Source organism: Actinorectispora metalli, from assembly GCF_056323685.1.
In genome coordinates this window covers 3,412,067-3,435,216 of record NZ_JBREYE010000001.1, presented here as the reverse complement: position 1 = coordinate 3,435,216, position 23,150 = coordinate 3,412,067, and the positions used below count along the sequence as shown (strand labels likewise).

Annotated in this window: 10 protein-coding genes and 1 tRNA gene; 2 read left to right on the top strand and 9 right to left on the bottom strand. The window is 63.4% G+C overall.

All coding sequences use genetic code 11. From position 1 onward, the window contains the following. Positions 1-130 precede the first annotated feature (130 nt). A complete protein-coding gene (locus ACU6XJ_RS16100) occupies positions 131-2,887 on the top strand; it encodes an ATP-binding protein (RefSeq protein ID WP_476311836.1) in 2,757 nt (918 codons plus the stop codon). A 6-nt stretch (positions 2,888-2,893) separates the two neighbouring features. Here the strand turns inward: ACU6XJ_RS16100 and ACU6XJ_RS16095 are convergent, their stop codons facing one another. From ACU6XJ_RS16095 to ACU6XJ_RS16080, 4 genes are read right to left on the bottom strand one after another with little or no spacing between them, the layout of a single operon-like run. Continuing rightward, positions 2,894-5,764 carry a pPIWI_RE module domain-containing protein gene (locus ACU6XJ_RS16095; RefSeq protein WP_476311834.1) on the bottom strand — a complete coding sequence of 957 codons (2,871 nt, stop codon included), beginning with the start codon at positions 5,762-5,764 and terminating at the stop codon, positions 2,894-2,896. A 3-nt stretch (positions 5,765-5,767) separates the two neighbouring features. Beyond that, positions 5,768-9,367, bottom strand: coding sequence for a pPIWI_RE_Z domain-containing protein (locus ACU6XJ_RS16090; protein ID WP_476311831.1), 3,600 nt, complete (start codon positions 9,365-9,367; stop codon positions 5,768-5,770). Beyond that, positions 9,360-10,460, bottom strand: a complete 1,101-nt coding sequence (locus tag ACU6XJ_RS16085) for a pPIWI_RE_Y domain-containing protein (protein WP_476311828.1) — start codon at positions 10,458-10,460, stop codon at positions 9,360-9,362. Before ACU6XJ_RS16085 ends, ACU6XJ_RS16090 begins: the two co-directional genes overlap by 8 nt. Beyond that, positions 10,460-12,022, bottom strand: a complete 1,563-nt coding sequence (locus ACU6XJ_RS16080; RefSeq protein WP_476314052.1) for a PD-(D/E)XK nuclease family protein — start codon at positions 12,020-12,022, stop codon at positions 10,460-10,462. Before ACU6XJ_RS16080 ends, ACU6XJ_RS16085 begins: the two co-directional genes overlap by 1 nt. 131 nt (positions 12,023-12,153) lie before the next feature. On the opposite strand from ACU6XJ_RS16080, the gene ACU6XJ_RS16075 reads away from it, so the two are divergent. Then, positions 12,154-13,347: a serine/threonine-protein kinase gene (locus ACU6XJ_RS16075; RefSeq protein WP_476311826.1), complete on the top strand. Its 1,194-nt coding sequence runs from the start codon at positions 12,154-12,156 to the stop codon at positions 13,345-13,347. A gap of 462 nt (positions 13,348-13,809) precedes the next feature. Here the strand turns inward: ACU6XJ_RS16075 and ACU6XJ_RS16070 are convergent, their stop codons facing one another. The 5 genes from ACU6XJ_RS16070 to ACU6XJ_RS16050 form a co-directional block, all read right to left on the bottom strand. After that, on the bottom strand, positions 13,810-15,054 hold the full coding sequence (locus ACU6XJ_RS16070) for a PIN-like domain-containing protein (protein ID WP_476311824.1): 1,245 nt from the start codon (positions 15,052-15,054) through the stop codon (positions 13,810-13,812). Then, complete coding sequence (locus ACU6XJ_RS16065; RefSeq protein WP_476311822.1) at positions 15,041-17,770, bottom strand: site-specific DNA-methyltransferase; 2,730 nt, start codon at positions 17,768-17,770, stop codon at positions 15,041-15,043. The genes ACU6XJ_RS16070 and ACU6XJ_RS16065 overlap by 14 nt, the downstream gene beginning before the upstream one ends. Further along, positions 17,760-20,831 (bottom strand): BPTD_3080 family restriction endonuclease, encoded by a 3,072-nt coding sequence (locus ACU6XJ_RS16060; protein WP_476311819.1) that lies wholly within the window; start codon positions 20,829-20,831, stop codon positions 17,760-17,762. Before ACU6XJ_RS16060 ends, ACU6XJ_RS16065 begins: the two co-directional genes overlap by 11 nt. Positions 20,832-21,228: 397 nt before the next feature. Beyond that, positions 21,229-21,303: transfer RNA gene (locus ACU6XJ_RS16055), tRNA-Arg, on the bottom strand. 74 nt (positions 21,304-21,377) lie between these two features. Continuing rightward, on the bottom strand, positions 21,378-23,069 hold the full coding sequence (locus ACU6XJ_RS16050; protein WP_476311817.1) for an FAD-dependent oxidoreductase: 1,692 nt from the start codon (positions 23,067-23,069) through the stop codon (positions 21,378-21,380). Positions 23,070-23,150 lie beyond the last annotated feature (81 nt).

Here is a 23,150-nt window from a genome sequence, read left to right as displayed (position 1 = left end):
CATCTCACTTCCCTCCTGCGCTGTATCTGACAGGGACAGCGTGGAGGCCGGGCGTGGGGGAAAGAGTGGGGAAAGAGTGGGGACGCGGATCGGGAACCCCCACGGGTCACGGTCTGGTTCACTTGACGCGATGGACCAGCCCGAGCGCGATCTTCAGATTCTTGGTGCAGTACGACTGCTGGTGAACGGCGTGCCAGCGAGTGCGGAGCCTCGCCAGCTGACTGCCTTGGCGCTCGCTGCCGTAGCAGACGGCACGGTTCCCTACGACGAACTGGGCAACCGCTTCGGGACGACGTGCCCAGCCACCCTGCGTTCTTACGGCGCGAAGCTGAGGGCCAGCGCAAAGTTCGAGGTGGTGAAGATGCGCACGCGTTCGGTTTTACAGCTGGGACTGAGGCCGGAAGAGGTCGACTTTTGGCGGTTCCGCGACAAGATCGTTCGAGCGAAAGGACTACCTGCGCACCAGAAGCTGCCTCTTCTCCTCGCCGCGGTAGAGCTGTGGCGAGGCCCGCCGCTGGATGGCTTGGACCCGAGTTTGGTGCACCGGGAGGCGGCAGAGCTGCGGGCAGAAGGGCGCCGGGCTTTCCTGGAGTTGATCCGGCTCTGCTCCGAACAGGGAGAGTTGGAACAAGCCATCGCCCACGCAGAGCGCGCCAACGTGCTGTTCGTGGACGATTGTGAGATCCGGCTCGCGTTGTGGGACATGTGGTCTCAGTGTGGACAGGCCCAAAAGATCATCGACGATCTGCGCAAGCGGGAAGACGCATCCAGAGACGCGGACGCACGGCCCACCGCGCTGAGTGAAGAGGCTGATGCGTTTGTCGCCCAGGCCCGGCTCGTTTCCAAGACAGAGCGGGTGACATCGCCGCACGAACTGCCGCCCGTCCGCGCCCATCTACGTGGGCGCGAATCCGACCTCGCTTTGCTGAGGCAGCTAATCGACCAGGACAGCCAAGTCCGAGTCGTCACAGTCTGCGGTCTTGGTGGCCTTGGGAAGACGGAATTGGTGGTGAACTGGGCACATACTGTGATCAAACACTTCCCGGACGGAGTTCTCTTTGCAAACCTGCAGTGTTTCTCCGCAACGGGCCCAGTCGAGCCCGAGGTGGTGCTGAGGAGGTTCGTCAAAGCTCTCGGTATCCCGGTAACCAGCCTAAGCGGCGATGAAGTGCTGGCCGCGTATCGGACGGCGGTGAACACACTCGCCGTGTTGATCGTCATCGATAACGTTTGTGACCATCGGCACGCGGCGGATCTAGTAGCGGCGGGAGAGCGCAGCCGCACAATCATCACAACACGGACGGCCGTCACTACCCCTGCCGTCGCGGCTGGGCGCGTGCTGCCCTTGCGCCGAATCACGCTTGACGCGTGCTTGGACGTGTTGAGGGAGGCTGTTGGTACCGCTCGGGTCGACAGGGAGCCCTTCGCGGCCCGCCAACTCATGGAGATATGCGGCGGAATTCCGCTTGCAGTCACGCTCATCGTTGCGCAGGCCCGCCTGAACCAGGGCTCCAGTCTCCAAAGTTTGCTGACCAGAATGGGCTCGCCAGCCGCCTTATTGGGCGCTCAACCCGATGGGGAGACAATGATGCGTGACTCGCTGAACTTGTCGTACGCATCGCTCTCGCCTGACGCGGCCAAGATGTTGCAAGTCATTGCGCTTCATCCCGGTCCCGCCCTTCCCCGAAATGTTGTCAACTTCTTGTCCGGCCTTCCGAAGCACACAGCGGACGACGCCGTTGACGAACTCCTGCGCGCCAGCCTGCTGGACCCGTTGGCGGATGACCGGTTTGGTCTCCACGACCTGGTCCGAGCGTTCGCATTGGAACGCGCGGCCACGGAACGGCCGGGATCGGAAGTGTCCGACGTTCGGGAGCGATTGCTGGGTTGGTTGTTGGCCGCCGCCCGTCAGTGCGACCGCGCGCTCCGCTCGGGTCGAGAGCTTCCGGACGACCTCGTCGCGCACGAAGGCGCGCCGCTTCCCGCTCCTGCTGACGAAGCGGCCGGCACGCAATGGTTCGATCGCGAGCACGACACTCTGATCGCGGTGTTGACCTCGCCGGATTTCGAGCCGTTCACGGCCTACCGGTGGCGCCTGCCGCTTGCATTGTGCTGCCACCACACCCGCAATGGCCCTTGGCTCACCGCAGAACGTCTGCTGATCTCGGCTTGCGAGATCGACAAAGCGGAGTTGGAGGAGCGGGAACGTTTCAGGTATCAAGCCGTCTGCCACCGAGTACTGGGCAACATCCAACGAAAGCTGCACAAGAACGGTGTCGCAGAACGCAACCTGATGACGTCGATCACCCTGGCTGAGAGCATCAACGATCCACTCGAAGCGGCCCACGGGCATCAGCAGATGAGTGTCCTTCAAGAGGACATGGGTCGGTGGGAGGCTGCACTCCACCACGCGACGACTGCGGGAGACCTCTACACGGAAATGGCCGATGAGCGCGGTATAGCGGCCACCCTTCCCACTGAGATTTATTGCCGCTTCGAACTGGGGGAACCAGAGCGCGCACTTGCCCGAGAGGCGTCCGCCATCGAGCTGATGGGGCGGACAAGCACGCCGTATCTCCAGGGGGCCCTACACCGCGTCCTGCTGAGTTGCCATTTGCGATTGGAGCGCTACACGGCGGCAGCCGACCATGGGGAGGCCGCACGTGCCTGCTACATCAAATCAGGGTCACGGGTCAACGAAGCGCGGTTACTCGGCGACGGACTGGCTCAGGCCTACCGCGCGGCCTGCCGTACGGAGGATGAGCGAGAGGCGTTGCTAAGTTGCGTGGCCATCTACGACCAACTGCCGCAAAAGAGCTCCGAAGACAAGCAGATACTCAAGGCCGCGGAGAGTCGGCTCAAAGAAATTGCCACGGGCGACGCCTAAGCTATTTCAGTCCTTGAGGCGTGCGGCGCTAAAATCGTCCGGAGACTCGGGTTCGAACGCGTCTTCCTCATCCGACTTCCTCATCGGCAGGATGTACTCCTGCGCTTTCTGGGCGAGGTGCAGCGGCAGCGGTCTGTGGAGAGCATCGCGGTAGTCCGGCGCCTGCCGCAGTTGGTGAACAGCCATCGCCAAGGCATGTGGATCGTCGCCGGGGTGGCACGCGAGCACCGCGATCTCCACGAGGTCGGGATTCCACGCGGGTTGGTCGACATCGATAGTCCATTGGCCTGTGCGTTCGCCCTTGCGCACATTCCTGCGGTTCAACTTGTGTGCCTCCACCGCAGAATTTTGAGCGGTGGAAGCTTTCGGCATGGTGCTGTAGAAGATCCTGTTGTCCTCTCGTCCTTCGCTCGTCCACAGGTTGGCAGGCAGCCCGTTCACCCCGTCGGACTTGGCGCGACCCCACCACTGCGGGGTTTCCTGTCGGTCCCCAGTGCGCAGTCGCACCAGCCGCAGCCAGGGGTTCGGACGACCCGCAGGTGCGAGTCCGGTGCGGATGAGGTCCCGCTCCACCTGGCTGTCCTGCACCCACGTCCACAAGGACCTGATGTTCTGCGCGTCGACAAGAAGGACGGTCGGTCTTCCCCGCACGTGCTCCGAGGAGAGCACCCTGTGCAGGAACTCCTCCGTTGCGGCCCGCTGTTCGTCCAAGCTCCGTGACCAGTCGAACCACGGTGTGTCTTGGCCTCCCGCATCGGCCAGGTCGTGGTCGGAGACCGCGGCGAGGGCGGGCAGCCGGGTCAAATAACGCGGGTACGCCGTCCATGCCCCCATGCCCTCGACCGCCTCGGCGTCCCAGCCCAAAACCGCATCCGGTCCGTCGGCTTCGGGACGCACCAGCACAGCGACAGGGAACTTCCCCTTAGCCGAGGACGCAGTGCTGCCGCGGGCCTTGGTCGCCATCCACACAGCGAGGTACTGCGTCTGGCTGGGCAGGCCGGCCGGGACATCAGGACGCGGGGCCACTGTGGCACCCAGTTGCCGGATCGCGTCCGCCCAAGAGGACTCCGCCGCAGCGGGAAGCGACTTCACTGCGTGAGAGGACATGGGGGTGGCGATGAATTGAGTGACGACTCCGGTGTCCGCAGAGCCGAGCCGCAGCGCGAATTTGGGGTCGTTCATGCCGCGGAACACGGTCTTGCCCGGGATCTCCACGATCGCGACCGAGGGCACGGCGGCGTTCGCGCCGTTCTTGGCAAGGAACTCACCCATATCCGCACGGCGCTTATGTACCGCTTTGGCCGCCCGATCCGCGCGGCCTTCGGGAGAACCCTTGGCCACGACCAGGCTGTCCGCCAATCCGTTGTCCATTCGCAGGCAATGCAACGTCACCACCAGCTCCGGTGACCGCCACGTCAGCACAACGGGCTCCCCACGGCCGCTGCGATCGTGAGCCTGTGCAGTCACTTGGCTCGCGCCGCCGTCCCCTTCGAGGCCGAGTGCGGTGCTGAGGGCAGTTATCACCCCGTCGCGGGTCTGCTCGGAACGCCATAGCAACCGGGGTGTGAACTCCGGGGTGCCAGACCACTCAGCGTAGAGCGCGGCCAACGATGCGCGACGAGTCCTTTGCAGTACTTTCTTAGCCGCCGCGGTGCGCTCACGAGATCCGCCTTGACGCGCGTTGGCCGGTTTCGCGGAGGGCAGCGGTGACCGGGTGAGATCGCCCACGCGGACCAGCTCCGGTACCAGTGCCTGCTCGGCCCACTCGATCAACCGTGACCGCTCGTGGGACATGAAGCCAGCGCCGACGCCGTGCTCACCCATATGCGTGTTGTGCACGACCAACGCGTCGACACCTCGCTCGCCCTCGAACCACCGTGCCGGCTCGCTGAGCAGACTCGATGGCTCCGGGAACGGCCTGGCGCTCAGCGCGAGCCGCGCCATCAGCGCGGCGGGGTCACCGGGCCGCCACACGTGCCCGTCTCCTCGTTTGACCACGTGCGCCACGCTGTACCTGTCGCTGACCGGCACACCAGGAAGCCATGGTGCAATTGGCCGCAAATACACGGCGCTGCCTCGGCGAAAACCCAGGCGCAGCAGCCCAGTCTTCGGTTCGGGATGTGTCGCCCATCGGCGCACGCCGAAACGAAGGTGCACTCGGGAACACGGGTGGAAAGGCACCGTGTGCAGGGTGACGTTGGCGACCACCGAGAACCACCATCGGAGACCGTGCTCGTCGTCGTAGTGAAGCGGCTGGGACATCAGCTCTGCCCCTTGCTGACGGGCCCGACGCGCTACCGATCGGAACTGCAGCACACGCTCGCCGGAATCGTAGGGCGACAGGTCCTGGATGCGACGGGCGAAATGCTGTGTCGCCAGCAGGTATTGCTCGGCCGTCGGTTGCGCGGTTCCACCAATGCTCGCCTCACACCGCAGAAGCGGGACATCCTGTCGGCGCCAGACGGGAGCATGCTTGCGAAGCGCATCGCACACCTCCGCGACTGCCTCCGCATGATTCGGATCCGGCTGCAACTCCTCTATCCAGTAGTCGAAGAGCCGCAACAGAACCGGGACCGGCAATGGTCCACCTGGCGTGCCTACTGGGCAGTAAAGCCACGTTCGCGGTTCCCGATCGGTTCCGGCCGGGCGCGGCAGCACCCCGAGGCGCAAGTCGAGTGCTTGCAACAGCGTGTCCAAGCGGTGGGTCGGCAGCACCACCCTAGGCGCCCGGCCTTCTCTGGTGAGGTTGCAGACGGCGAGCACCCGCGCGGCGACCTCTTCGGGGAATTCCAAGGTGTGAAACCCGATAGTGAGCCCTTCCTGGTCTTCGGAAAGCTCGTACGCCGCCCGGCGAATCGCCGTGTAGCGTTGGGCCACAGGTCATCCCTTCCCGATGTCGGTGACGACGCCGTCCAGCTCGATGCTGTCCAGTTCGATCTGGTCGAGCATCGTGCACAACGCCGAGTAGACCGGTTTGTACAGCAGATCCGCGAGACGGACGTCCGCAGGGTTGACTACGTCGCCCTGCCTGGGAGCGAAGTACGGGCGCAAGGCTTCTCTAATGCCGTACAACAGGCTGCTCCGCACGTCGTCGCACCGCGGGGCTGGCCGCGGGTCGACGGGCGCTTTAGCCGCGGCAAGTCTGGGGGCGAACTGTGCGTCGACGAACACGACCCGGGCGGCCATTCCGCCACGAACAAGCCTGCCGATCACCTGCCAAAGGACGACCAACTGGTCCCATGCGAAGGAGCGCAGTTCCATATCGCTCAGCTTGGAGTACCGGTACGGGCGGGTCAGCAACCAGCCCCATTTGCTGCGCGCCAGAGCACGGAACTCCTGGGCGGCGGCGTCAAGCGAGTCATGTGCGGCAACCAACTCCGTCAGGGACGCAGGCTCGGACTCCGCAGGCTGGTACAGGCCACGAATGAAGCGGCTCTCCCAGTCGTTGACCGCGAACACGGACAGTCCGACGTCGGTGGGCACGGGATGAGGCCTGGTGAGCAACAACGCCACACCGATCGCCGCCTTATCGCTCTCCTTGATGAGAATGTTGTGCCCTCGCTCAATAGCGAGCATCGGCGCGACGAGCACCCTGGCCATGGAATCGGTGGCGAAGAGCCCTACGTCCCCGCGGCGCAGTACCCCAGCCCGCGCGACGTCGTCCGCACCGCCGGCGACCGCCTCGGAGAGGTCGGCATCGTCTGCCACGAGCGCTCTGACGTGGCCGCGCCATGCGGGCATGGCGTTCAACTGGTCGGCCACTGCTCTGGCGTCCTCGTAGTTGCCGACGAGGAGCAGGGCGCGTTGCCTTTCAGGCTCCTTGACTGCCCGGATCTCCTCCTCCAATGGCGGAATCCCGCTGGGTCCAGGCCTGCCCAGCTTGTCGACCAATACCCGCAGCACTGACGGCCGTACCTTGCTTCTCTGCCCGGAGAGGCTGATGGGTTTTCCATCGCCGTCGTAGAGGAACCGCGTGGTGAATACGGTGCTCCGCAGCTGTTCCTCGGCCTCGGGTGATGGCCTGAGGACAGCGCCGACGGGGATGATGACGTGTGCCCGGGTGGAAGTCCCGGCCCAGCTGGTGCCCGACAACAGCAGCGCGTGGGGGCCACTGCGGCCCGCAGGGACGTCGGCGCCCAGCGAGGGAAGCGAGAGCAGCAGTTCCCTGCCGACCCCAGTGCATCGGAAGAAGCGTAGTGTCCCGGTCATCCCGCCCCCCTCGGTGTCCTGCTTGTCGACGACGTACTGGAAGCCCAGGACGTTGCCCATCGGGGACTCGGGCACCAGCGGCATGTAGTCCATCGGCGGTCTGCGGACCAGCTCGTTGTCCGTGGAGTCGAGCCGCATCGCGTCCTCGACCTGTGGCCACAGGTAGGTCAACCGGTCCAGCCGGTGGTGTAGGGCCGACAGCAGCAACGCGAACTCCAGCTTGCGCACAAGGGGCACATCCTCGGTCGCTTCATTTGTGTCAGCGTCCTCGGTCGCTGAGCCGGGCTTTATGTCCTCACCTGCCGGGCTGAGGTTGGCGCCTTCATCTGCGGGACCGGGTTCGGTGTCCGTTCCGATCGCCCTCAGCTCGTCGAGCAACTGTTCCAACCGCTTCGCAGCCGCCTGGGGGTTCAGCGTGTGCAGCAGGTCCTGCGTCGCCGCGGCCAATCGGTCGGCCGCGGTGTCATAGGGGCCGTTGTCGCCCAACGGGTCATCGCGGAACTGGTCGAATACCTTCTCGGCTTGGCTGCGAGGTGACTTGGGCTCGTCCACCGGATCAGCCGAGTTCTTCTGCGCGGCGGTCGGCTTGTCATCGCCCGGCGGGAACAGCTCGGACAGGATTCTCGCTTGCAGCGTCCACGAGTTGAAGTACTCGACCCCCACCCACTCTTGCAGGTCCTCGTCCGCAACCAGCATCGAGTAGAGCAGGTTCGTGGCGCTGGTGACCACCGACAGCGCCACCTCCCAGTCCCGCACCTTCCGGTTGGACAGTTGCAGGCGACCTTCCTGGGCGAGCTCGCGGATGTTGTGCGTGTGCAGGGTATCTAGCCAGGAATTGGGTCCACGGGACACAAGCGTGACCGTGGGCGCGAACACCATGTCCAAGTTCATCATCACCCGGTCCGCCTCATCAACCACGATGATGTCGCTGCGCAGGCAGGCCAGTTCGAGTTGGCGCAGGCGCACGCCACTGAGCTCCGCGGGTACCGGGCTCATGACCAGCGAGGCCATATTGGCGATCCACACGCTCGCGTCGACTTGATCGCGAGCGGTGCTGTGCCGCGGGCATTCGTGCCACAACGGACAGCCCGACGGGCGCGGACGTCCTTCGGGCTCACGGTCGGCGTTGTAGAGCCGCGAACACGGTGCGTCGATTGATCGCACTGGCATGTCCGTGACGCGGAGGGCGTCGAGCGGGCAGACAGTGCTCAGGTCACCGAACCCAGCCTCCTCATGGTGCCCGGTCAACAGCGGATGCCCATTCGCCGCCAACCTGCGATGGAGCGCTTCCACGTGCTGCTCGCGTGTCGACGATCCGATTACCGGCACCACCGCGCGATCACCGAGGAAGCCGCGGAGTTCGGCCGCCGCGCGCAACTGTTCGGCAACGTCGCTCACCACCAGCGTCACCCGCAGCGGCTTGTCCCGACGGGCCGCCCACACCGCGAGAACTTTCATCAGCGTGCTCTTCCCCACCCCGACCATGCCAACCGCATGCAAGAGTCCGTCGAGTCGCAGGACCTTGTCGCCGTCGGCACCTCCGTCGACATCGATGAAATCGTGTCCGTGCGAGTCCCGGACGAGCAGGCGGGTGGACTGGACGCTGGCGTGCCAGTTGGTCCGCCCGCCTTCCGCGGTGGCGTAGCTGTCCATCCACGCGGCGGTCTCCTCCAACTCGGCCCAAGGGATCTCCAGGGGAGAGCCATTGGTCGCGGTACGGACTGTCAAGTCATGCCTTGGGGATGTTTTCGGCCGGTCCGCAATGTCGTCCGGAATCTCGATCTCCACGCGCTCATCGCGGTCGAAGTAGTGATAGCGACCCGCCCCCGCCGGTGTGAGACGCCGATCGACGAGGTCGGGTAGCCTTCGCAGTGCCTGGTCGTAGACCTCGAATCGCTTGAGCAGCGCGGGCGTTCCGGTCCACTCGAACGAGCCGAGGCCCTTGGCGACACGAAAGGCGCGGAGATCGGAATCCAGTTTCTGGTAATCCTTGAGCGCCTGAATCCATGCCTCTCGTCTGCGCAAAGGCCACAAGCGATGTCGCGCGCAAGCGATCATCCACTGCCGCTCCAGCCCGTCGGCCAGGCCTGCGGCCTGGGCGAACGGGTAGCCACCCAACAGCGCCCACACGGACGTCGGCGGCTGCCCCTTATCGATTCTGTGCAACAGGGTCAGGCCCAGTTCGACAGGACATAGGACCTCGAGCGGCGCCCTCAGCGTGGTTTGCTTGAGGGCGTCGGTTATGTCGGAGTACCAACTCCTGCTACGCACGTCCGGTCTCCTCGGTGTGGCGGCGGACCATCGCGATGAACTCCGCTTCTGAGCACACTCGGGCAGTACCGGTCGCCGCGGCGGCGTGCTCGCGCATGACCCGCAGGTAGTCGGCGTCAGCATCGACCCGGTACTGGGCGACGACCCACACGATGGTGTCGGCGCCGTACGAGCTCACCGCAGCCGCGATGGCATTGCCCAGCAACGCGGGGCTGTGCCAGTCGACAACGGCCACGGTCCATCCGCGCTTACCGGACACCTCCACCCGCAAGTCACCAGGTCCCTGCGTCGGCCAGTTCCGGACCGTCACGCCGGGCAGTGACAGGCCTCCCCCGATACGCAGTGCCGCGCGACTCGGACCGGAGACGAACTGCCGGTGCCTTCTGTCTATCTGCATCAAAATCTTGGCATCCCAATCCAGTGGATCACCGGGAGACACCGCACCCGACATACCGCATTCCTCCCGCTCACACCACCAGTTACCCGCGGCGGTTGGGCGCAGTGGGGTACCGCAGAGAGCACAGGGGTAGATCACGTTCTCAACTACGTACTCAGGTCCGACCTGGCGGTAAAAGTCGCCAAGGTACTCGTCCAGTGCGCCCAGCCTGTTGGAGAAACGCACGTTGTTGAAGTGGTCGTTGGTGAATACCGGGTGCATCGCCAATACACGTCGCATCGTGCCGAACGCGGTAATCTGGTTGCGCTCGGCGGCAATAGTGCCCATCACCGCCATCCGACGCGATGCATCCCGCAGGGGGTTGGCGGTCTCGGCGCAGAGTGCGATCTCATGGCAGAGCTCCGTCGGAGCACCTGACCGATCATCGACGAGATACTCGTCCGCTGGGTACACGGCTTCGGGCAATATCAACGGCCAAGCACCCAGAGGCCGCTCATATCCCCACCGAACCAGCCCAGGCACGGACCTGGGCGGCAGAGCACGTCGGCGCAGGCAGTGCAGCACAATCTGGTCCATCGCCCGCTGAACCGGCGACGGATAGGGCATGTGGAACGCCGTCAGGTTCCGGATTTCGTCAATCCTCACCAAAGCACCGGCCACAGCGCCGAGCAGATGCTCGTCCTGGCTGTCATCCATCACGAGACCGGGACTCCCGTCTGCCAGGCAATGTGCTGTGAACCCGGCACACACCAGCGCCGGACCTGGCAGTCTCGGCAATGCCGACCGGGGGTCGGTTCAAAAGTGGTGTCGGCTAGCAGTCGGCCCACCATGCTGCCGAGGACCTCGCGGGCCTCCGCCACAACCGCCGGATTTCCGGGGTCCAATTCTTCCAAGGCACATCCGTCCGGGCGCAGTTGCTCGAATTCAACCCGGGACCGGCCGACGTCGCGCCCGAGAGTTCCCGACGCCAGAATCAAGACCGCCAAAGCCAATTGGGGAACCTGCTGTAGCAGAGGGCGATCACGCGACAGCCTCCGCATCGAGGTCTTGGTCTCTCGCCACACCCAACCACCGAACCGCGGGTACAGGAGGTCGGGAGCGGCGACGAAGACCACCTCCAGCCTCTTGTCGTGGACGACAACGAGGTTCCGAGTCTCGGCGTCGTTCATATCGACGTGGGGGAACGGGCACAACTTTGAGTGGTGGGCGAGCATTAGGCTCGCTGTGCGACGGCTCTCCTCCGACAGTGCGGTGATGGCCTCGTCCACCGGTTCGTCAGGTCCGCACCGACGGGATCGCCAACCCCCATCGTGGCGAGCCCGCAGCGCGGCATCGACGGCCCGGCCAACGACCACCGCTTGGCTCTCGGTGGTGTCGATGTCGTGGATGTGCAGTTGCCTTCGCAGGTGATACTGCGCCGGGCAGGACCGGTAGTACCGCAGGTCGGTGACGGAGAGAGCCCGCCTCGGGCCGCCGACCGCCAGAACGTCCGGCAGCAGGTCGCCCGAGGGAAGTGCGGCGCACTCAGGTGTCAACGGGCACTGTGCGCAGTCACCACCTGCTCGCCGTTCGGTGCCGTCGACGATCGCCAGGAGCCTCGGGGCCACCTCATCCCGGGCACGTTGTCGAACCTTCTCGACAGTCTGTTCAATAAGCTGCTGGGCGACGGGCAACATCGCCCCGAACACGACCACACGCACGCGCTCCGGTACCCCTCGCCCCCCGAACGCGGCGACATTGGCCGCCATCGCGTAGACGACCGAAGGCCGCTCCTTCGGCGTAGTGAAACCCAGCAGCCACACCTCCCGGACGGACCCGTCTTCGGATTCATACCGGCGTCCCCAGCAGGTCTGTTCGTAACGATGCACACCACGATGGTCAGGAAGATCACGGCGATGCTCGATCATCCACCGCGACCGCACGGGACGTGAGCACCGGGTGGCGACCGTGGCCTGGTGGGCCCGCCAAGCGGTCCGGTAGTTGCGAAAGGCTTCAACCGACCAGGAAACCAGGCCGGGGTGCGCCGGAGCCTTGCAGGAACTGAAAACTCCCTGTGTCCGTACGAGCTCCTCGACCACTGCCTCCTCGTCGTGCCCGTCGAACTCAACTTGGTCGAGCGCGGCCATCAGGGGACCCAGGGTGAAGTCTTGCAGCGCTAAACCGCCGCGGGTGTGGCCCTGCCGTCCCGGACGTACCTTGATCGCCAGTGCCTGGGGGCACCCGGCGGAATCGGTGTCGGTGGCGCCGACGCGGACCACCTGCCCCAAGTGCTTCCCCACATCCCGACGACTCTTGTTCCCATTCTCATACGGCCTCATCGACATGATGATCACCCGAAACGCCCGAATGTTACACGGTGGACGGACTCGATCGGTTACGGTTCGTGTCCATGACAAGCACCGCAAGGGGATCCCGGACGCGTTTGATCCCTGGAACTCTCATCGGCCATCGGTTCCAGATCGGCGAGGAGGCGGGCGAGGGCGGTATGGGAGTCGCCTACATCGCGCAGGATCGCCAGTCGAAGAAGAAGGTGGTTGTCAAGGTCCCCCAACTGCCGGGCACCGCCGATCTGGCACCAGAGGCTTACGACCGAACCATGAAGAGATTCGTTCGAGAAGCCCGGTCACTGCGTATGCTCAATCATCCGAACATCCCAACTATGGTCGGCGACGGTGAACACGATATGTTGCCGTACATCGCGATGACCTATATTCAGGGACAGAGGCTGACCCAGTACCGCAGAGACAACCTTCCCAGGCGAATCGAGTTCGCCTCAATTGGCGCGTCCGTCGCGAAGACATTGGCCGCGTGTCACAAGGCGAACATCCTGCATCGTGACCTGAAGCCTGACAACCTCATGGTTGGCGAGAACGGCGTGGTGTACGTAATCGATTTCGGCATCGCACTACCGTTGACCGGGGACGCGTCGAGATACACCAAGAATTTCGTCGGGACCGACGCTTACACCGCGCCGGAACGGTTCTGCAACATGGATCCGGTCGTGCAATCCGATCTCTACAGTCTGGGTTGCGTGTTTTACTTCCTGCTGACCGGAAGACCGCCGTTTTCCGAAGATAACAGCAAGTCATTGCAAGATCAACATTTGGGGGACCTTCCGGAGCCCCCGTCACAGGTCGACAACTGGGTGCCCCGCGATCTGGAGGACCTCACACTTGGCCTGTTGGCCAAGAATATCCGCGATAGGCCAGGGATCGAAGACGTGCTCACCATCCTAGGACCGTCTCTGCCCATCGAAGGGGCAGCCGAGCCCAGCCCCGTGCTCAAGCCCGACGTGACGATTCCGTACCGCACCCCGGACAAGGTCCGCCCTCCGGAGGCGCCTGCCAGGAACCGCACCCAAACCACGCAGCCGTTCCGCGCCCGGCGGCGGCAAGACTTCCTCACCGATGCCGACATCACCGCGACCATCCAACGCGCCACCACCGAGTACGCCCGCGGCGACACAGCTGCCGCCGCGCATACCCTGGTTGACCTCCATCGCCGCGCAATCGAGAGCTTCGGGATGGGCAACCCCAAGCTCAAACCCATCGAAGCGGCACTAAACCTCATCAATAGCGGCTGATCGCCATCCCCAAGCCTGATTTTGGCTATGGTGGCGAACCAGCGTATGCCCGCCATCTCAGCCTCCCGCTTCCCCGTCCAACAGCCGAGTTTCATCAGGGTCACTTCGTCGCCACGTCACCGCCTTACCGTCCATCCGTCCCAGTTGGTGCCGACCGGCCTGGGCTGCTGAGCCCGTGCACTCCGAGTTGACATAAGCGCAATACGGGCCCATGCCTGGCTCACAGATGAGCCGCTTACCACTGCCGCCACGGCAGCACCAGCACCTGAAAACCTCACAGATCCCCTAACGGGATGTGTTGCTACTTGCCGGCGAGCTCAGTTAGGGAGCTAGCCTGATCTTCGAGACAACTTGATCAAACCGGGCTCGCGGCAGAATTCACTTCCAGCGAGAAGCATCGATTTCGAACCGCTCACGGGATGAGTCGAGATCGAGTGGAACTCGCCGCCGAAGGCTGCTGGCTTATTTTCCGGTGTTATCGTCGGCTGCCAGTATTTCCACGACGTCGAGCGGTATCTCGAAGCTGATGACCGTAACATCCTTGTAAATCGGCGACAGCATCGATTCGACGCCATCGTCCAGCAATCCCTCATTCTGCAGATCGCGAGTGATCCGCGCGGTCGGCCGCGTGAATCCGCGAAGCATTCGTTCCTCGGCGTAGCCAGCGATCTCATAGATCTTGTCCCGGTCGATGAGCCCGCCTTCGCCCGCGGCATGACGGATAACGTCAGCTTGGACTGCGCCCTCTGCATCGAGACGACGTAACAGCTCGTGGACTGCGTCGGCATTCCATCGGGGCGTCGCCGGAGCGCTACCGCGCGCCACGTCGAATGCCGCTTCCTCACTGACCGTGATATTGAGGGCCGAGGCATGATCTATGAGCTGAGTCGGCCGGATGAACAGCAGCGGGTGCCTGCTGTGGCAGGCGAACTCCTCGATCAGCTCGCGGCGAGGACCCATGAACACATTTCGATGCCGCCACCACCAGTCCTCTTTCTCGTCTGCGGTCACGATCGCCAGTGGAACGTCTCGTCGCTTGGCCTCGAGCACCGATTGGTGCCAGACGAGGTAGTCGCCCGCGGCCCCGTCCTCGCCCTTCTTCTCCGCATCCTTGTAACCGGGCGGGATTCCCTCGTTGACTCGGCGGTGAGCCTCCTCGACGGCTTGCCCATGTTCCTCGGAGGACAACGGGGGCCCGACCTTGCCGTCGAGCAGTTTGCGCAGCATTCCGACTACGGAGTCGGTGGCGGTGTTGTAGCTTACGCGGCTATCCGGGCCCGTCTCATCGTTGATCAACTGGAGTGCGTCGGCGAACCCGGTGATGATTCGCTCTCGGACCCGGTTCTCAATACCTTTGGGGATGGCGCGCTGCTTGGCCCAACTAGCGATGCTGTCGAGTGCACCAGTCTGATTCTTCGACAACGCCTTACCGACCTCATCGGTCGCTTTGTTTCGGTCGTCGATCTCGGAACAACGATTGCGCCAGAACTCACGCGCCGCTTGGTGGCTCACCCAGACTCGGTCTCCAGCGGCACGAAGCACATCAAGAAGGGCGGCTTGTGCCGCAGGGCTGTATCGATAGAAGTTGAGCAGGACGTTGGCGTCCAGGCTCAGCAGCGCTCCCCGCATCGCACTTCGTATTTCGTCGTCGGTCTGCGGGATCAGACCAGAGAATCCGTCGTCGAGCGAACGATTAGTGGGCGGCATCGCGCACTCCAAAGACCTTCATGACCTCGTCGCCATAGTCATTGATGACCTTGACAGCGATCTTGCCGGTTTCCGGTTTGGGAAACGGCCGGGACGTGGTGGCGTACAACGACTCCCACGCCTCGGGGTCGATATCGGCTTTGAGCGCGGTCTTGAGCCGCTTGTACGGGTCGTTGCCGCCGGTGAAGTAGCAATGGCGGACGAAGAAGGACTTCTCGTCGTAGTTGGTATCAATCATCCACAAAGCGACTCGGCCTGTGTCCCGACTGCGTACCACTCCGGTCGTAGGGTCATAGACATCGACGCCCTTCAGGTGCACGACGAGTTCGTCATCGATTCGTTCGAGGTCGATGTCCGGCTCGCCGAACACGGTGAACAGGTTGCCCGCGCCCGTCTTCTTGAGTTCCTCACCCATCAGCAGATCCGTGTTCATTCGCACCATGAGCACCGAGATGCGTCCAAACTTACGGGTGGCGGCCACGTTGGCGAAGCCGTCCTCGGACGTTTCCACCGATACGCCGTCCTCTTCGGTCACGCCGGTGACCATTGGGTCGAACGCGAAGCCCAGGATGCACAGTAGATCTACATCTTCAGCTTGGATCGCTTCCCGAGTTGCTTGCTTGACGTAGAACGGGCTCACGGTGCCGTACTGCGGCCCGATGGCGATCGCCACGCGGGGTGCAATCGTGCCGTCCTCGGTGGCCTGCACACCAACCGCCTGGATGTGATCACCTGCGTAGCTCTCGAATGAGGTGAATTGGATGCGCTCCTCGCGCCGCCCATTTTGGATACCGGCCTTGGCGAGGTTGTCGAGGATCGTCTGCTCGAAAGTCGGCGCGTCGGCTGCCTTCGCAGCCTCGGTCTCGCTGCCGGACTCATGGCTTGCGCCGCTCGTTCCGGGGAAAGCGAGCGCACGGTGAGGGCTCAGCGATTCGACGGTGAACGGCCCGGAGACCCTGAGCTTCTTCTTGTCCTCGTATGGCCTGTCGAAAAGGGGCTCATAATCGGCGTGCCGCTTGATCGCTGCGTCAACCTGCTCGTGGTTCATACCCTCCTTGATGTCCGAGTTGTTCGCAATCGACTTCAACGTGATGTGCTGGATGCGCTCGTAGACGAACCCGTGCCGAATATCGTTGGTGAACTCCTGTCGCGGCAGCACCTTTCCACTCAGCGCCGTCTCCTTCGCATGCCCCTCAACGGAATCGGCGAGCAGATACCATGGATACTTTGCTCCCATGATCCGCTGACGAGCCAGCGTCAGTGCGACCCGTGACGTGTCGATGGTGATCCATCGCCGTCCCCATCGTTCGGCAACATAAGCGGTAGTACCGGAGCCGCAGGTGGGGTCGAGGACGAGATCACCCGGATCAGTGCACATGAGGATGCAGCGTTCGATAACCTTTGTCGCAGTCTGGACTACATATGCCTTTGCTTCACCGAAGCCACTTTGCCGAGTGTCATCCCAGGACGACGATACCGCTTGATATGGAAAATCTGAAAAAAACCTCACAAAGGTGAGAGTGTTGCCCATAGGCATTAGCCGTCGAGCAATCCGCAGACGGTGCATTCCCTGAGCGTTCGTCTTCCATCCTCCGGCTCGCGGACGGTAGATAGAACCGTTAATCTCCACGGGAAATACGGTCGTCCTACCAACCCGGACCGTCTGCGATGTCAGTGGATTTGCTCTACAAACCTGAGCCCCTGCGGCATAAAGTCGATCGACATTTCGCAACTCGTGACTGGTCAGCGTTCGAATAGTTCCAGATTCCTGCACATATCGGTAGTTCGCATCTCCTTCGATTGCACGCGGGACGTAGGAAGGACGGAACTTCGCCAGATCGCGATCTTTAGCGTACCAAATAACATAATCAACGACACCTGGAATAAAATCAGACGTCTGACCGGTGGTTGTCTTGAACGCGATTTGACTCACGAAGTTGCCGCTGCCAAAGACTTCGTCCATCAGGCTGCGCACCAAGTGAACGTTTTCATCGCCGATTTGCACGAAGCAGCTTCCGCTTTCGGTGAGCAAGTCGCGGGCGACAAACAATCGGTCACGCAGGTACGACAGATAAGAGTGGATGCCGAGTTCCCAGGTGTCGCGGAAAGCCTTGATCTGTTCGGCCTCGCGGGCGGCATCCTCCATTTTACCGTCCTTGACGTCCCGCCTGCGGGCTGAGACCTGCCAGTTGGAACCGAACTTGATGCCGTATGGCGGGTCGATGTAGATCATCTGGACCTTGCCGCGCAGCCGCTCCCGCTCGGTGAGCGAGGACATCACCTGTAGGGAGTCGCCGAGGATCATCCGGTTCGACCAGTTCGCCTGGTGGTGGTAGAAGTCCACCGATTGCTGCTCGTCAAGTCCATCGAAGGACTCGAAGAGCGCGAGTTCCGGTTCCTCATCGGGGCGCTGGACCGTCTTGCGGAGGTTCTCGACCAAGACCCGTGGGTCGATTTTCTCTTGGATGTAGATCGGCGGCGCGTCTGTGATCAGGTCATTGTCCCTCGAGTCCGCTTCTTCCGTGGGCGGGTACTTTTCGCGCCAGACGAGTTGCGGGTCCAGGGTCTCGTCTCTGGCGTAGCGGACTTTGCGGACCTCTTCCACGCTCGGGTCGACGAAGTCGTGCGCGTCGGCCGTGGGAATGTTGGTCCGCTTGTCACCGTGCTCGATCGCGTCGACGGGGGTCGGTCCCTTGGCGTTCTGCTTACGCGCCACGAGCGCTCCTCATATCGAAATCGAGCAGGTCCGGATCACCGATGATCGGCGCGTCTCCGTACAGGTTCTGAATCGCTTCGGCGAGGTTGACTTTGAACGTCACAGGGTTGCGCATCTCGATATAGCCCCACCGACCGAATCCGGTGTGGTTGTTCACCGCCGCACACCACGAGTCCCGCGCGGTTTGCGCCTTCACCCTGGCCTCACCAGGGCTCTTCCTGCTGCCGGATACCTCGACGATCAAGGTGCGTTCTACGGTGTCACCCTCGGGCTTCTTGAGCCGGACGAGGAAGTCCGGCAGGTAGGCATGGGTCCGTCCTTTGTGGACGTACGGGATCGTGAAGCCCAGATGGTCGTTCTTGACGTACGACTCGACGTTCGGATTGAGCTCCAACTCGGCAGCCAACAACTGCTCCCAGGTGTTGCCGTCCGTTCCGTCCAGGGTGACGTGCGAGACTTCCGACTTCTCCGCGGGGACCGTGTTCTTGCGGGTTTGGAAATAGACATCGGCGGTCGAGCCCTTGGGATTGAAGCGATTCAGGATCGGGCGCAGCCGGCCCCGGCGGTCCGCGTCCCTGGTGATGCTGGCCCAGATCTTCTCCACCGCCTCGATCTGCGCCTCGGTGATCCGTATCAGGTAACCGAGATCGTAGCCTTCGGCCAACACGACCTTGTCATCGATCCACTCCCGACAGATCTCCGCGAGACGCGGGAACAACCACGGCCGCTTGTCCTCGACAGTGTTGAACTCCTTGTCGAGCAAGCGTTTCGCGAGCGCATAGGCAACCTCCTGGGCACGGTAGGCACGGTCCTCGCCGCTTTCCCGTTCGGCGCTGCCGACGACGCCCTGCATCTCCACCCACCGAGGAACGGTATTGGATCCGATCTCGAACGCCGGCGCGTTCTCAAGGTCGATCCAGATCTCCTCATCGGGTAGCTCGACCCGATAACCCATCAGGTTGGGGAACTCGATCCGCAGGTGCTCGCGGCCCGCGAGGGCCTCGACCTCTCGCACCGGTTTCGGCGGGAGGGGGTCCTTGATCGGCTTGTCCGAGGAGATGAACTGGAACGGAATCCCATAAACGTTGGCGTACTCCGGCTCGAAGAATCCGCTGTCGTTGACCGCATATGACCGTCGCCGCAGACCTCGGCCCACGACCTGCTCACAGAGCAACTGGCTGCGGAACGCACGGACTCCGAGGATATGGGTGACCGTGTTGGCGTCCCAGCCTTCGGTCAGCATGGAAACGCTGACCACGCAGCGGACTTGCTCGCCGAGCTTGCCTTTCTTGCCGACCGTATTCATCACTTCGCGGAGCAGCTCTTCGTCTGTGATCTTCGCCAGGTCGGCGCCGGGGTAGCGACGGCGGTAGTCCGCCTTGAATGCGGCGATCTCGGCTGCCGCGTCGCGTTTGAAATCGGCCTTCATACCTTCGCCGGACTCGAGCTGGGCCGAATCTATGAGGATGGTGCGCGGCCTGGTCAACGGCTTGCCGTCGACCACGTTGCTCAGCAGGTCGAGGTTACCTGGCCTGTGTGCAACGATCGCACCGTCCCCGTTGACGATCTCCTCACCCGCGATCCAGTCGTAGACAAGCTTGCTCACAACGGTGTTCGGGCAGACGACGATGAACACCGGGGGCGTTTCGCCGTGCTGCAACAGCGACTTCTCCCAATGCTCGAATGCCCGCCGGTAACTGCGGTACAAGCTGTGCAGCGCGCCCTCGAGTTCGGGCGGCGGGATCCAGTCCTCCACCTTGGCCTTCGCAGACCCCGTCGGTAGTTGACCACCGACGAATTCCCATAGTCTGAGATAAACGACCAATTCGTGGGCGGCATCATCGTCCACGGGGGTACGAGGTACCTTCACGATTCCGGACTCGATCGCGTCCATCAGTGAGAAGTCGCTGACCGTCCATGGGAACAGGTGGCCCTCCTGGTAACCGGAGCCACTGAGGTAAAACGGTGTCGCGGAGAGATCGAAGACCTGCTTGACGCCGACGTGCCGCTCGATGGCTTGCAAACCCCGGAACCAGACGCGTGCCTGGTCGTTGGCCTCCCGCTCATCCTTATTAAGCCGCTCGGTAACCGCATCGGCCTGCAGCGGCCGATCCTGGTAACAATGGTGCGCCTCATCGTTGAACACCATGATTTGTTGCTTCTCGCTGCCGACTCCGCCGAAATCGCGAAGTACCCGGCTGACCATGGCCTTCGGGGTCTCCTTGAACGCGTCCCCCACACGATCGCCTTTGAGCAGCAGGCGAGTGTTGCGGGCGACACCCTTGATTTCCTTGGCGTCCTTCAACTGGAAGGCGTGATAGTTCGTGATGACGATCCTGGCATGCTCGAGGCCGCCCTTGAGGTCCGCCGGAATCAGATTGCGCTGGTCGTAGTAATTCTCCGGATCTTCGGGCAGCAGCACCCGTAGGCGGTCCTTGATCGTGATGCCGGGCGTCACCACCAGAAATCTGTTGGTGAAGCGTGGGTCGCGGGGCGACTGCACCTTGTTCAGGGTCTGCCAGACGAGCAGCATCGCCATGACCACGGTCTTACCGGAACCGGTGGCCATCTTCAGCGCCATCCGTGGCAGGCAGTCGTTGTGCGCCTCGTTCTCCGGTTCCAGTCGTTTTCGCCAGTCGGCATAGCCATGCGTTCTACCGGCGACTTCGGTGAGGAAGATCGCGGTCTCGACGGCTTCTCGCTGGCAGAACAGCACCCGATTCTCTCGTACGGGATCGGCCCAGTGCTGAAGCAGCTTGCGGCTGATCGGCGTGACGCCCGCATACTCGCCGCTACGACGCCATCTTGCGACGTCGTGCCTGATGTCGTTGATCAACGTGTTGCGCTCGCGTCGCTCGCCGGTCAGGTCGAAGTCGATGCCCAGTTGCGCGGCGTCCTGCCCGCGCCCCCGTTTCTTGGTGACTGCGATCGGGACGAAGGACTCACTCGGCCGACGACCGTCCTTGATCTCCCCTGTGGGCCCTTGCTTGCCGATAACGTAGTAGCGGTCCGGCTGCTCGTACGGCGAGTTCAGAATTGGGTTATCGATCGGTTCAGTCATACAACGCTGCCCGCCCTCTCCATGCCCACACATGCTAGCGGGACTCACAAGCAGACAGTGACGAACGGGATAGACAGGTTGCCGAACCAGCACCTTTACCCGCGTATGAGTGAATGAGATTACGTCCAATCACCAGCAGTACTTGTTGGCCAGCCTTGTCTGTTACAAGTCAACTTGTTGGCTACACGTGACCTGCTTGATACAGCGCTTCTTAACTCGTACCACCTGAGATAGAGGAGATCGATGGGAAGCTGCGCAGGAATTCACTGAGTCGCCATCACTAGCTACGACCCGCAACTCCACGTCGTCCTCTCAGCGCCAGAGCCCCACCTCGACGCCTTGCACACATCTCCCCACCAGAGCCGATCAAAGATCGGACTGTCGTGCGTGGCTTCAATGGTGCCCCCGGCAGGATTCGAACCTGCGCTCCCGCCTCCGGAGGGCGGTGCTCTATCCCCTGAGCTACGGGGGCGTGCTGCCGCGGGCCTGGTGGGCTGCGGCTTGGTCAGCTTAGCGCACTCGGGAGTGGGGGCTGGAGGTGGGCGGTCAGGTGGGGCGGAGGGCTGCTGGGGCGTGGGCGGGGACGGCGGGGGTTGTGGGGAGGACTGCGGGTAGGCGGCGGTAGGGGGTGCCGGGGGTGGGGCGGGGGTCGGGTTGGCCCTTGTTGGGCCAGAAGGACAGGGCTCGTTCGGCTTGGGCGGCGATGGTGAGGGAGGGGTTGACGCCGAGGTTTGCGCTGATGGCGGAGCCGTCGACGATGGAGAGGCCCGGGTAGTTGTGGACGCGGTGGTAGGGGTCGATGACGCCGGTGCTCGCGTCGGTGCCGATGGCGCAGCCGCCGATGAAGTGGGCGGTGAGGGGGATGTTGAAGACGTCGTTCCAGAGGGTGCCCGCGGTCCCGTCGATGTGCTTGGCGGTGAGCTGGGAGGCCTCGTACGCGGCGGGGATGAACGTGGGGTTGGGCTCGCCGTGGCCCTGCTTGGAGGTGTACTTGCGGCGGCCGAACAGGCCTCGGCGGAGGTAGGTGGTGATCGAATTGTCCAGGCTCTGCATGACCAGGAGGATGATCGTCCGCTCGCTCCACCTGGGGCCCGCGAGGAGGCGGGCTGCCTTGATCGGGTTGCGCAGTGCGGTCTTCAGGACCTGGAGGAAGCGGGGCAGGCCCAGGGCGGGGTCGGTGGCGAACGTCTGCAGCACCCCCATCGCGTTGCTGCCCTTGCCGTAGCGGACGGGTTCGATGTGGGTGTTCGGGTCGGGGTGGAAGGACGAGGTGATCGCCACCCCCTGGCTGAAGTTGCGGGCCTCGTCGACGGTCAGGCGCGCGGTGCCGCAGAGGGCTTCGGAGTTGGTTCTGGTGAGGACGCCGAGGCGGTCGGAGAGTTCGGGGAGACTGCCGTTGTCGCGCATGCGGTGGAGGAGGTTCTGGGTGCCCCAGGCGCCTGCGGCCAGGACCACCCGCGCGGCGGTGATGGTGCGGCGGCCTCGCCTGCCCCAGCGGGAAGTTCGGCGGGTTTCCAGCTCGAAGGTGCCGTCCGCGCATTGACGCAGGTTGGTGACGGTGGTGAGCGGGAGAACCTGGGCGCCCAGGCGCTCCGCCAGGTAGAGGTAGTTCTTGACCAGCGTGTTCTTGGCGCCCACTCTGCAACCGGTCATGCAGGAGCCGCATTCGGTGCAGCCGGTGCGGTCGGGGCCCATGCCGCCGAAGTAGGGGTCGGAGACGGTTTCGCCGGGCTTGCCGAAGTGCACGGCCACCGGGGTCGGGGTGTAGGTGTCGGAGACGCCCATGTCGGCGGCTACCTTCTGGATGACCTCGTCGGCGGGGGTCACCGTCGGGTTGGTGACGACGCCGAGCACGCGGCTGGCCTGGTCGTAGTACGGCGCCAGCTCGGATTCCCAGTCGGTGATGTGCGCCCACTGCTGGTCGCGGTAGAACGGTTTGAGAGGGCGGTACATGGTGTTTGCGTAGACCAGCGAGCCGCCACCCACCCCGGCGCCCGCCAGAATCATGGCGTCGCGGAGCAGGTGGATGCGTTGGATGCCGTAGCAGCCCAGCCACGGCGCCCACAGCCAGCGGCGGAGGTTCCAGCTGGTCTTGGCGAACTCGTCGTCGGCGAAGCGGCGGCCGGATTCGATCACGGCGACGCGGTAGCCCTTTTCCACGAGGCGGAGGGCGGCGACGCTGCCCCCGAATCCCGAGCCAACAACGACGACGTCGTATTCGGTGGGTTCAGCAGTCATACCTGTCAAATTATCGGCCTCGATTAGGGGCAACCAGCGTCGGAATTATTTTGCTAACGGGGCTGAGGAGAACGGCTCGCG